Origin of the sequence: Serinicoccus chungangensis, from assembly GCF_006337125.1 — a bacterium.
Taxonomy (GTDB): Bacteria; Actinomycetota; Actinomycetes; order Actinomycetales; family Dermatophilaceae; genus Ornithinicoccus; species Ornithinicoccus chungangensis.
The window spans coordinates 1,980,576-1,992,398 of record NZ_CP040887.1; the positions used below are offsets into that span (position 1 = coordinate 1,980,576).

General features: G+C 74.4%; 10 protein-coding genes. All 10 read right to left on the reverse strand.

The features are described 5' to 3' along the window. Window positions 1-27: 27 nt before the first annotated feature. Entirely contained in the window at window positions 28-2,526 is a 2,499-nt protein-coding gene (gene ptsP / locus FHD63_RS08950) for a phosphoenolpyruvate--protein phosphotransferase (protein ID WP_139721762.1), read from the reverse strand. Window positions 2,527-2,536: 10 nt separating this feature from the next. Next, complete coding sequence (gene dhaL, locus FHD63_RS08955; RefSeq protein WP_139721763.1) at window positions 2,537-3,163, reverse strand: dihydroxyacetone kinase subunit DhaL; 627 nt, start codon at window positions 3,161-3,163, stop codon at window positions 2,537-2,539. Window positions 3,164-3,167: 4 nt separating this feature from the next. Continuing rightward, window positions 3,168-4,169, reverse strand: coding sequence for a dihydroxyacetone kinase subunit DhaK (gene dhaK, locus FHD63_RS08960; protein WP_139721764.1), 1,002 nt, complete (start codon window positions 4,167-4,169; stop codon window positions 3,168-3,170). A 449-nt stretch (window positions 4,170-4,618) separates the two neighbouring features. Further along, window positions 4,619-5,539, reverse strand: coding sequence for a GTPase Era (gene era, locus FHD63_RS08965; RefSeq protein WP_139721765.1), 921 nt, complete (start codon window positions 5,537-5,539; stop codon window positions 4,619-4,621). Further along, window positions 5,529-6,974: a hemolysin family protein gene (locus tag FHD63_RS08970; protein WP_139721766.1), complete on the reverse strand. Its 1,446-nt coding sequence runs from the start codon at window positions 6,972-6,974 to the stop codon at window positions 5,529-5,531. Before FHD63_RS08970 ends, era begins: the two co-directional genes overlap by 11 nt. Continuing rightward, complete coding sequence (gene ybeY / locus FHD63_RS08975; protein WP_238705847.1) at window positions 6,971-7,495, reverse strand: rRNA maturation RNase YbeY; 525 nt, start codon at window positions 7,493-7,495, stop codon at window positions 6,971-6,973. Before ybeY ends, FHD63_RS08970 begins: the two co-directional genes overlap by 4 nt. Beyond that, a complete protein-coding gene (locus FHD63_RS08980) occupies window positions 7,492-8,547 on the reverse strand; it encodes a PhoH family protein (protein WP_139721768.1) in 1,056 nt (351 codons plus the stop codon). Before FHD63_RS08980 ends, ybeY begins: the two co-directional genes overlap by 4 nt. A 13-nt stretch (window positions 8,548-8,560) precedes the next feature. Then, the gene (locus tag FHD63_RS08985; protein WP_139721769.1) at window positions 8,561-9,958 is read right to left on the reverse strand and encodes an MFS transporter; all 1,398 of its coding nucleotides are present in this window, start codon (window positions 9,956-9,958) and stop codon (window positions 8,561-8,563) included. Then, window positions 9,955-10,692, reverse strand: coding sequence for a 16S rRNA (uracil(1498)-N(3))-methyltransferase (locus FHD63_RS08990; RefSeq protein WP_139721770.1), 738 nt, complete (start codon window positions 10,690-10,692; stop codon window positions 9,955-9,957). The genes FHD63_RS08985 and FHD63_RS08990 overlap by 4 nt, the downstream gene beginning before the upstream one ends. Before the next feature lie 3 nt (window positions 10,693-10,695). After that, a complete protein-coding gene (dnaJ, locus tag FHD63_RS08995) occupies window positions 10,696-11,820 on the reverse strand; it encodes a molecular chaperone DnaJ (RefSeq protein ID WP_139721771.1) in 1,125 nt (374 codons plus the stop codon). Between the last annotated feature and the right edge of the window lie 3 nt (window positions 11,821-11,823).

The following is an 11,823-nucleotide window of genomic DNA, read 5'->3' on the forward strand; positions in this document are numbered from 1 at the left end:
ACCGCATGTCCCGTGCGGTGCGGACGCTCAGGCGTGCAGGGCGAGGAGGTCGCGGACGGCCGCTGCGTCACGGGCCGTGACGGCGCTCGCCGCGAGGTCCTGCATCTCGCGCAACGAGCCGGCCCGCAGCCGGGCCTTGATCGTCGGCACCGCGCTGGGCGAGGCGCTCAGCTCCCGCACGCCGAGGCCCACCAGCAGCCCGGCGACGTCGGGGTCGCTCGCCAGCTCGCCGCACAGGCTGACGACGACGCCCTCGGGTGCCCGGTCGCAGATGTAGCGGATGAGCTGCAGCACGGCGGGGTCCAACCCGTCCGACCACGTCGCGACGTGCGGGTTGCCCCGCTCGGCGGCCAGGGTGTACTGGCTGAGGTCGTTGCTGCCGATGGAGATGACGTCCAGGCCGTGGGCCAGGCGCCCCAGACGCACCGCGACGGCGGGCACCTCGACCATGATGCCGACGCCCAGCTGGTGGGGCGGTGCCGACAGCCCGACGCGGCGGGCCGCCTCCTGCAGCCGCGCCCGGGCCCAGTCGACGTCGTCCAGCGAGGTGACCATGGGGAAGAGCACGTTGAGGCGCTGGCCCCGCGCGACCCGGCACAGGGCCTCCAGCTGGTCGAGCAGCAGGGAGGGGTCCTTGCGGAAGGCGCGGATCCCGCGTACCCCGAGGAAGGGGTTGGCCTCCTCCTCGATGGGGATGAAGTCCAACGGCTTGTCACCGCCGACGTCCCAGGTGCGGATGGTCACGGCGTGCGGATCGAAGGCCTGCGCGATCGCGGAGTAGACCTCGACCTGCTGGTCGACGGTCGGGGCACGGTGCCACTGGGCGAAGACGGCCTCGGTGCGGACCAGCCCGGACCCCTCGGCCCCGAGCCCGGCACCCAACCGCGCGGTGGCGACCGAGGACACGTTGGCCTTCACCGTGACCCGGGCCCCGTCGCGCGTCACGACCGGCAGGTGGGTGTCCGCCAGCGCCTGCTGGCGCTCGGCGGCGCGCCTCTCGAGCATCTGGGAGAAGGCGGTCTGCACCTCGGGGACGGGGTCGATCTCCAGGCGCCCGGCGCGGGCGTCGAAGGCGATGAGCGTGCCCGCCTCGACGTCGGCGCGGGCCCCGGCGCCGGTCAGCACCGGGAGTCCACGCGCCCGGGCGATGAGCACCCCGTGCCCCAGGGCCCCGCCCTGGCGCGTCACGACCCCACGGATGGCGCCCGCGTCCAGAGAGATGGCCAGCGCCGGGTCGAGCTCGTCCACGACGAGCACACCCTCACCGAGCGCCTCCGGCTCGGCCACGTCGAGCAGCACCCGCATCACCCGCTCACCGATGCTGCGCACGTCCTGCGCGCGCTCCTGCAGGTAGGCGTCGGGGAGCGCCTCGAAGCGCCCGACGACGTCCTGCACGGCGTCCTGCCAGGCGAAGGCTGCGGCCTCCCCTCCGGAGATCCGCTGCGCGACGTCCCCGAGCAGCTCCGGGTCGCGCAGCAGCGCCGCGTGCGCCTCGAACACCTCGGCCTGCCCGTCGCCGAGGTGACGGCGCGCGCGGGCCGACAGCTGCTCCAGGGCCTCCAGGGCCTCGGCGACCGCGGCATCCAGGCGGTCCTGCTCCTCCTGCTCGCTGCCGGCCACGACGTCGTCGGGGTCCGGCACCGTCCGGTCCAGCACGGCCGGGCCCATCGCGGCCTCCAGCCCGGAACCGGCCACCCCCGGCTCCTCGCTCACCGAGGGTGCCGGGGCGTCGTCGTCGGCCAGCGGCTGCGCCGGGCCCGGCTCGTCCCCGAAGGCGGTCGCCGCCAGCTGCTCGATCTGGCGGAGCACCTCGCCGGCCCGCTCCCCGGTCGCCTCCACCCTGAGCACGTGTCCCTGGCGCGCGCCCAGCGTCGCGACGCCGGACAGGCTCAGGGCGTCGACGGGCCCCGCCCCGGTGGTCACGTTGCGGACCCGCACCCGGGTGCCGGGCGAGGCCGCGGCCGCCGTGGACACGAGCCGCGCGGCGGGTCGCGCGTGCAGGCCGTGCTCCCCCGTCACCGAGACCTCCGCGGCCGTCCAGTCGCCGGACTCCTCGGCGGAGGCCGCGTCACCGGTCTCGTCTCCAGCCCCGGGCTCTGCAGGGTCCGGGGCGTCCCCCAGGTGGGAGGTCTTGGCGTCCAGGCCCCGCCGCGCCTCGGCGGCGCAGGTCTCCAGGTCGGCACCGGTGCCGGCAGCGACGGTGGCCGCGACCAGCCCCTCCACCAGCGGCGCCGGGCTGACGCGCACCCGGGCGGCGACCTCGGGGTCCACCATCTCCAGGGCCATCTCGGTCGACAGCACGGCGCTGCCCAGGTCCACCAGCACCAGCACCCCGGCACCGTCGGAGGCGTCGTCCGCCCGGCCCAGGGCCTCGGCGATGGCGACCGCGTCCGTGCCGGTCGTCTCCTCGTCCAGCCCCGCGGCCACCTCCAGCCGCGGCCCGTCCTCCGGGCTCATCTCGGCGGCGAGGGCGACGGCGGCCCGGGCCAGGGCGCGACTGTGGGAGACGACGACCAGCGCGATCATCGCGACCGGCTCACGCGAGGGTCTTCGCGGCGGCCTCGATGAGCAGGGTGGCGCTCGTGGCTCCGGGGTCCTGGTGGCCGGCGCTGCGCTCCCCGAGGTAGGACGCCCGCCCCTTGCGCGCGACCATCGGCTCGGTCGCGTCCCGGCCCTGCGCCGCTGCGTCCGCAGCTGCCCGCAGGGCCTCGGCGAGCTCGGCCCCGGAGCCGGCGGCGGACTCGAAGGCGTCCAGCGCGGGCGAGAACGCGTCATACATCGTCTTGTCCCCGGCCTCGGCCTTGCCGCGCGCCACGATGCCCTCGACACCGGCGCGCAGCGCCTGCCCGAACTCCCGGGCGCCCACGTCCTCGCTCGCCGCCAGCGGCCCCGCCAGCCGGAGGAAGAACGTGCCGTAGAGCGGCCCGGAGGCGCCGCCGACGGTGCTCACCAGCGTCATGCCGACCTTCTTGAGGTAGGCGTCGATGCTGGAGAAGTCCTCCTGCTCGGCCAGGGCCGCGCACGCGGTCAGACCCCGCTTCATGTTGCTGCCGTGGTCGGCGTCGCCGATCGCCCGGTCGAGCTCGGTCAGGTCGTCGGCGTGGGCCGTGATGCTCTCGGAGCAGGCGGCGATCCAGGACTGGAATGCGGTGAGGTCAGCCATGCGCTCATCCTCCCCATCGCAGGCCGGGCGTGTCCACGGGGGCGTCCCAGAGCCGCACCATCTCCTCGTCCACCCGCAGCAGCGTGACCGAGCAGCCGGCCATCTCGAGGGAGGTGATGTAGTTGCCGACCAGCGAGCGGGCCACGGTGACCCCGGCCTGCTCGAGCAGGCGGGCGACCTCGCCGTACATGACGTAGAGCTCGAGCAGAGGCGTCCCGCCCATCCCGTTGACGAAGGCGATGACCGACTCGCCGCTCTCCAGGCCGAGGTCGGAGACGACCGGCTCGACGAGCCGCGCCGCGACCTCCCGCGCGGGCGCCAGCTTCTCGGTGGAGCGCCCCGGCTCCCCGTGGATGCCGATGCCGATCTCCATCTCGTCGTCGGCCAGCTCGAAGGTCGGCTTGCCGGCCGCGGGGACCGTGCAGGAGGTGAGGGCGATGCCCATGGACCGCCCCTGGGCGTTGACCCGTCGGGCGAGCTCGGCGCAGGCGGCGAGGTCCTGGCCCTCCTCGGCGGCCGCGCCGACGATCTTCTCCAGCAGCACGGTGACCCCGACACCCCGACGTCCGGCGGTGAAGAGGCTGTCCTGGACCGCGACGTCGTCGTCGGTGACGACGGCCTCGACCTGCACGCCCGAGTCCGCGGCGAGCTCGGCCGCCATCTCGAAGTTCATGACGTCGCCGGTGTAGTTCTTGACGATGTGCAGCACCCCGGCACCGCCGTCGACGGCGGTCGTCGCCGCCAGGATCTGGTCGGGCACCGGGGAGGTGAAGACCTCTCCGGCGCAGGCCGCGTCGAGCATGCCGCGGCCGACGAACCCGCCGTGCAGCGGTTCGTGGCCGGAGCCCCCGCCGGAGACGAGGGCGACCTTGCCGGAGACCGGCGAACCGGCCCGGAGCACGAGCTTGTGGTCCAGGTCGACGCGCAAGTGGTCGGGGTGGGCCGCGGCCATCCCCGCCAGCGCCTCGACGACCACGTCAGCGGGGTCGTTGAGCAGCTTCTTCATGGTGCCCACTCTGCCACGGAACGGCCCGCTCGGGTATGCCCTGAGCCGGGTCGGTCACGGCCACCCTCCCGTCGCGACCCGACCCGGCCACGACCGCGCCCGCGGCCCGACCCGCCACGCCGGCGATCGGCCCAGGGGCGCACGTGAACGCCACGGCCGACGACACGCCCGGTCCGAACGGCTCAGGCGTGCACGTGCGTGGCTGAGCCGCCGGGGCCGGGCGTGTCGGCGGGACCGATGTGGTCGAGGCCTGCCGAGGAGCAGGCACCCCTGCCCCCGCAGGCGCCCACCGGCGGGCCCGGGCAGGTGGCGACGGCATGCCGTCCAGGGGCGGGCCCGGCCAGGTGGCCGCGGCATCCCGCCCGCAGGCGCCCACCGGCGGGCCCGGGCAGGTGGGCGGGGTATGCCGCCCGCGGGCGCGTCGAGCCGGGCCCGGGACGGCTGGCGGCTCAGAAGCCGAGCCGGTCCAGGGCCTTGGGGTCGCGCTGCCAGTCCTTGGCCACCTTGACGTGCAGGTCCAGGTGCACCCGCTGGCCCATGAGCGCCTCGATCCCCCGCCGGGCCTCGGTGCCGACGTCGCGCAGGCGGGAGCCGCCCCGGCCGATGATGATGGCCTTCTGGCTCGGGCGTTCGACGAAGACGTTGACGCGGACGTCCGACAGCGGTGAGTCCTCGGGACGGTCCGGGCGCGGGACGATCTCCTCGACCTGCACGGCCAGGCTGTGCGGGAGCTCGTCGCGCACGCCCTCCAGGGCCGCCTCACGCACCAGCTCGGCGATCTGCACGAGCGTCGACTCGTCGGTGATCTGGTCGGCCGGGTAGAGCTGCGGCGACTCGGGCAGCCAGGAGGACAGCAGGTCGGCCACCTCCTCGACCTGGTCGCCGCGGGTGGCCGAGCACGGGATGATCGCGTCCCAGTCCCCCAGCTGGTCGATGGCCACGAGGTGCTCGGCCAGGCGGTCCCGGCTCACCGCGTCCGACTTGGTGGCGATGGCGACCACCGGCACCCGGCGAGCCCGGTGCAGGTCGGCCAGGTCCCGCGCGATGAAGCTGTCCCCCGGACCGACGCGCTGGTCGCTGGGCAGGCAGAAGCCGATGACGTCGACCGAGAGCAGGGTCTCGCGGACGAGGTCGTTGAGCCGCTGCCCGAGCAGCGAGCGCGGTCGGTGCAGCCCGGGGGTGTCGACGAGGATGAGCTGGGAGGTGTCCGTCGTGCGGATGCCCCGGATCGCGTGGCGCGTGGTCTGCGGCTTGGAGGAGGTGATCGCCACCTTGCTCCCCACGAGGGCGTTGGTCAGGGTCGACTTCCCGGCGTTGGGTCGCCCCACCAGGCTGACGAACCCCGCGCGGTATGCCTGCTCATCGGGCACTGGTGCTCACCTCGTCCTCGTGCGGGGTCCACCGCTCGCCCCGCCGGGCGGGGGTGTCGGTGGCGGCATCGGTCGCCGCCAGGTCCTGCTGCTCGTCGCGCGGGTCCGTGTCGGCCACCTCGCCGCGTCCCGCCGTGCGCGGGTCCTCCTCCGGCGTCTCCGGCTCCGGCTCGGGCACGCGGCGCACGAGCACGGTCGCGACCCGACGGCGACGGCCCGCCATGCGCTCGGCGGTCAGCTCCAGCCCCGCGACCTCGCCGACGGCACCCTGGATGGGCACCATGCCGATCGCCGTCGACAGCAGGCCACCGACGGAGTCGACGTCCTCGGTCTCGATCTCGACGTCGAACATCTCGGCCAGGTCGTCCACCGGCAGGTTCGCCGGCACCCGCGTGCGCGCGGTGCCGTCGTCGAGGAGGACCTCCTCCACGTCGACGGTGTCGCGGTCGTACTCGTCGGTGATCTCGCCCACGATCTCCTCGACGATGTCCTCGATGGTGACGAGCCCCGCGGTGCCGCCGTACTCGTCGATGACGACGGCGACGTGCTGGCGGCCGCGCTGCATCTCCTTGAGCAGCTCGTCGACCCGCTTCATCTCGGGGATCCGCTGGACGGGCCGCATGACGTCGGTGACCGGCACGACGCCGGCCGCCTCGGCGCGGCTGTTGACCGCGCGCGCCACGTCCTTGAAGTAGAGCATCCCGAGCACGTCGTCGGTGTCCTCCCCCACCACCGGCACCCGGGAGAAGCCCGAGCGCAGCAGCAGCGACATCGCCTGCCGCAGCACCTTCTCGCCCTTGATGGTCACCAGGTCCGGGCGGGGCACCATGACCTCGCGGGCCACGGTGTCCCCCAGCTCGAAGATCGAGTGGATCATCTCCCGCTCGTCGTCCTCGATCACCGAGGACTCGCCGGCCAGGTCGACCAGCTCGCGCAGCTCGGTCTCGGTGGCGAACGGCCCCTCGGCGAAGCCCCGCCCCGGGGTCACCGCGTTGCCGAAGAGCACGAGCAGCTTGGCGACCGGCCCGAGGAAGAGGCGCAGCAGCCGCACCACGGGTGCGGCGACGAGCGCGACCGGCTCGGTGTGCTGGCGACCCAGCGTCCGCGGCGAGACCCCCACCACGACGAAGGTCACGACGACCATGATCCCGACGGCGATGAGCGCCGTCTGCAGGTGCGAGTCGGTGCGGATGTCGACGGCGACGGTCACCAGGACCGCCGTGGTCGCCTCGGCCGCGACGCGGACGAAGGCGGCGACCGCGAGGTAGGGCGCGGCGTCCCTCGCGATGCGCTCCAGCGCCCGGGCGCCGGTGCGACCCTCGTCGACGAGCTGCTCGGCCCGACGCAGGCTGACCCGCTGCAGCGCGGTCTCGCCGGCGGTGAGGAGGAAGGCGATGGTCGTCGTGAGGACGGCGACGAGCACGAGCGTGGTCACGAACGCCCCACCACGTCGTCGTCGGCCGCCCGCGTGGTCCGGCCGCGCTGGGCCAGGAAGGTCATGAGCAGCGTCCGCTGCAGGTCGAACATCTCCCGCTCCTCGGCCTTCTCGGCGTGGTCGAAGCCGAGCAGGTGCAGGATCCCGTGCGTGGTCAGCAGGAGCATCTCGTCACCGACGGCGTGGCCCGCCTGCTGGGCCTGGGTCCGTGCCACCGACGGGCAGAGCACGACGTCGCCGAGGACACCCGCCTCGGTGCCCGCCTCGTCCTCGGGGCGGCCCGAGCCGCCACCGGGGCGCAGCTCGTCCATGGGGAAGCTCATGACGTCGGTGGGGCCGGGCAGGTCCATCCACCGCTGGTGCAGGTTGGCCATCGTCTCCTCGTCCACGAGGGTGATGGTCAGCTCCGCGCGGGGGTTGACCTGGAGCTGGGCCAGCACGTGCCGTCCCAGGTCGGCGAGCTCCTGCTCGGGGACGGGTGCCGGCACCTCGCCCGACTCGTTGAGCACCTCGATCATCAGGTGTCCTCCCGGGGGGCCGACCCCCCGCCGGCCGGTCCGGCCGCCTGGCGCCTCGGGCCCCGGTGCTGCCGACGCTCGTCGAACCTCCCGTAGGCGTCGACGATGTCGCTGACCAGCCGGTGACGCACGACGTCCTGGCTGGTGAGGTGGGAGAAGTGGATGTCCTCCACGTCGGCCAGGATGTCCTGGACCACCCGCAGGCCCGACTGGGTGCCGCCCGGGAGGTCGACCTGCGTGGTGTCCCCGGTCACCACCATCTTGGAGCCGAACCCGAGCCGGGTGAGGAACATCTTCATCTGCTCGGGAGAGGTGTTCTGGGCCTCGTCCAGGATGATGAAGGCGTCGTTGAGGCTGCGCCCGCGCATGTAGGCCAGGGGGGCCACCTCGATGGTGCCCGCCGCCATGAGCTTGGACATGGACTCGCTGTCGACCATGTCGTGCAGCGCGTCGTAGAGGGGGCGCAGGTAGGGGTCGATCTTGTCGGTGAGGGTGCCCGGCAGGAAGCCCAGCCGCTCCCCCGCCTCGACCGCCGGCCGGGTGAGGATGATGCGGTTGACCTGCTTGGCCTGCAGCGCGGCGACCGCCTTGGCCATGGCCAGGTAGGTCTTGCCGGTGCCGGCCGGGCCGAGCCCGAAGACGATGGTGTGGGCGTCGATGGCGTCGACGTAGTGCTTCTGGTTGAGCGTCTTGGGCCGGATGGTGCGGCCCCGGCTGGAGACGATGTTCATCGTCAGCACGTCCGCCGGACGGTCGGAGGTCGCGGTGCGCAGCATCCCGATGCTGCGCTCGACGGCGTCCCGGTTGAGCGGCTGCCCGCGCCCGACGATGGCGAGCAGCTCGTCGACGAGGCGCTCGACGAGGGCCAGCTCGGCGGAGTCGCCGGTGAGGCGGAACTCGTTGCCGCGCACGTGCACGTCCACCCGGGGGAAGGCGCGCTCGACGGTGCGCAGCAGCTCGTCGCGCGGCCCCAGGAGGGTGACCATGGGCACCTCGTCGGGGATGACGACGGTATGCGTGGGCTGGGGTCGTGGGCTGGTGTCGGTCTGCGTCATCAGGGTCTCCAGTCTAGACGGCGGGACCGACGGGCGCCGTCCGTGCGGGCCGCGCCCGCGATGCGCTGAGCACCGAGAGCAGCCCGACGGCGACGGAGACGACGAGGGTCCCGACGAAGGCGGCGTGCGGGGCGGTCCCGTAGGTCAGGCCGAAGACCACCCCGGTGGCGGCCAGGGCGAGGGCGCTGGCCAGGGCCTCCCCGACTTGCAGGGCCGAGCTGTTGCGGCCGACCTCGGGCTCGCTGGACAGCCGCAGCGTGAGGACGGAGGTGTTGGGGTAGGCGACACCGACCCCGAAGGTCGCGACGCCGTACAGCGCGATGACCACCCACCCGGGCCAGGAGCCCCAGACCCCGACGCCCAGGACCGCCATGACCAGCGCATACCCGACGACTCCGGCGAGCATGAGCCGGTAGCGGTCGGTCTCGGGGGCGGCGCGGCCCTGGAACCACGACCCGAGGGCCCAGGTGACCGAGGCGGCGGCGAGCACGCCGCCCGCCTGGGCCGGGCTGTAGCCGTGCTCGTCGCGCAGCATGAGCGGGAGGTAGGCCTCGGCGGCCACGAACGAGGCGCCCAGGGCGGCCCGGACACCGACGACCGAGGGCAGCCCGCGCGCCAGCACCAGCGCCCCGCGGGGCAGCAGGTGGTGCGACGCGACGGCGAGCAGGACCAGGAGCACCGCACCCAGGGCGTACTCCCACGGCTGGATGCGCTCACCCGCGAGGTTGAGCAGGCCCACGCCCACGGCGGCGAGCACCGCCCAGCCGATGATGCCCGGCCGGAGGTGACCGGCCTCGCTGCTGGGGCGGGTCGCCCGCAGCGCCGGGCGCAGCACGACGAGCGCCACCAGGAAGGCGGGAGCCACCCCGAGGAACACCCAGCGCCAGGACAGGTGCTCGACGACCACCCCGGTGAGCAGGGGGCCGGCCAGGCCCGGGAGGACCCACGCCGCGGCCAGCAGCGAGAACACCGGGGGCCGCAGCGCGTCCGGGACCCGCTGGGCGATGACGACGTAGAGCGCCACGCTCGCCAGCCCGCTGCCGAGGCCCTGCAGCCCGCGACCGACGACGAAGACCTCCATGGAGGTGGCGAGACCGGCGACCAGCAGGCCGGCCACGAAGGCGGCACCCCCGCCGAGCACCACCGGTCGTGGCCCGGAGCGGTCCGACCACCAGCCGCTGAGGATCATCCCCACGACGCTCGCGGCGACGGTCGCCCCGAACGCCATGTTGTAGAGGTGGTAGCCGTCCAGGGCGGCCGCCACCGTCGGCATGGCCGCGCCGACCGCGATGTACTCCAGCGCGAAGATCGCGATGAGGACGGTCGCGCCGACCGACGCGCTGCGCACGCCGGGCGAGAACACCGACCGCGGCTCCTCGCGCACCTCGCCGGCCCGGGTGGTCGCGCTCATCGCCACGCCTGCGAGGCGGCGGCCCCGAGCACGGCCAGCGCCGCCGGGCCGGCGGTGGAGGAGCGCAGCACGCTGCGCCCCAGCCGCACGGCGTGTGCCCCGGCGCCGACGAGGTCGGACAGCTCGTCGGGCGAGATCCCGCCCTCGGGTCCCACGACGAGCAGCACCTCCCCGGCGTCCGGCAGCGTCAGCGTGCTGAGCGGGACGGTGGCCTCCTCGTGGAGCACGAGGACGAGGTCGGCCCCGGCGGCGCGCTCGAGCAGCCCGCGGCGCCCCACCGGGTCGCCGAGCGCGGGGCGCCGCAACCGGCGCGACTGCTTCGTGGCGGCGACGATCGTCTGGTCCCACCGGCGCAGCGCCTTGGCCGCCCGCTCGCCGCGCCACCGCACGATGCTCCGGTCCGCCTGCCACGGGACGACCTCGGTGACGTCGAGCTCGGTCGCCGTCTCGACGGCCTGCAGGTCGCGGTCGCCCTTGGCGAGCGCCTGGACGAGCACGAGCCGCAGCCGCGGCTCGTCGTCCGTCAGGCGCTCGGTCACCTGCAGGCGCAGCGCGTCACCCCCGGCCCCGACGACGCGGCACCGGGCACCCTGCCCGGCGCCGTCGGAGACGACCACGCTCTCCCCCACCCCGATGCGCTGCACCGTCGCCGCGTGCCGGCCCTCGGGACCGTCGAGCACGATCTCCTCGCCGACGAGCGAGGCCGTGGGCAGCAGGAAGAGCGGGTCGCTCACGGCCTACCTGCCACGCAGCGCGTCCCAGAGGCTGTGCTTGCGGCCGACCCCGCCGGAGGTGCCCATGCGCCCGGTCGGGCTGGACTCGCCCCGGCTCTCGGCCAGCTGCGCCAGCAGCTCGCGCTGGGTGTCGTTGAGCCGGGTGGGCACCTTGACGTCGAGGTGGACGATGAGGTCGCCGCGGCCCTCGCCGCGCAGGTGGGTGACGCCCTTGCCGGGCAGCGGCACCGTCTGGCCGGGCTGGGTGCCGGCACGCAGGTCCACCTCGACCGGCCCGTCCAGGGTCTCCACGGGCAGGGTGGCCCCCAGGGCCGCTGCGGTCATCGGCACCTCGAGGGTGCAGTGGAGGTCGTCGCCGCGCCGGGTGAAGACCTCGTGCGGCTCCACCTGGATCTCGACGTAGAGGTCGCCCGGCTCACCACCGAAGGGCCCGACCTCGCCCTCGCCCGCGAGCGCGATCCGGGTCCCGGTGTCGACGCCGCCGGGGACCTTGAGGGTGAGGTCGCGACGGGTGCGGACCCGGCCCTCGCCGGAGCAGTCGAAGCAGGGGTGCTCGATGACGTTGCCGAAGCCGCGGCACGCCTGGCACGGGCGGGAGGTCATCACCTGACCGAGGAAGGAGCGCTGCACCTGCTGCACCTCGCCCCGCCCGCTGCAGACGTCGCACGTGCGGGTGCCGCTGCCCGGCTGCGCCCCGGCACCCGAGCAGGTGCTGCACACCACCGCGGTGTCGATCTGGAGGGTCTGCTCACCGCCGAAGGCCGCGGTGGGCAGGTCGATGTCGAGCCGGATGAGCGCGTCGTGGCCGCGCTGCGTCCGGGAGCGCGGACCGCGCGCCCCCGCCGCCGTGCCGCCGAAGAACGCGTCCATGATGTCGCTGAAGGTGAAGCCCTGGCCGAAGCCGCCGGTGGCACCGCCGTAGGGGTCCTGGCCCCGGTCGTAGGAGGCGCGCTTGCCGGCGTCGCCGAGCACGTCGTAGGCCTGGCTGACCTTCTTGAACTCGGCCTCGGCCTCGGCGCCGGGGTTGACGTCGGGGTGCAGCTGGCGGGCCTTCTTGCGGTAGGCCTTCTTGATCTCCTCGGGGGTGGCCTCGCGGGCGACGCCGAGGTCGGCGTAGTAGTCGTTCACAGC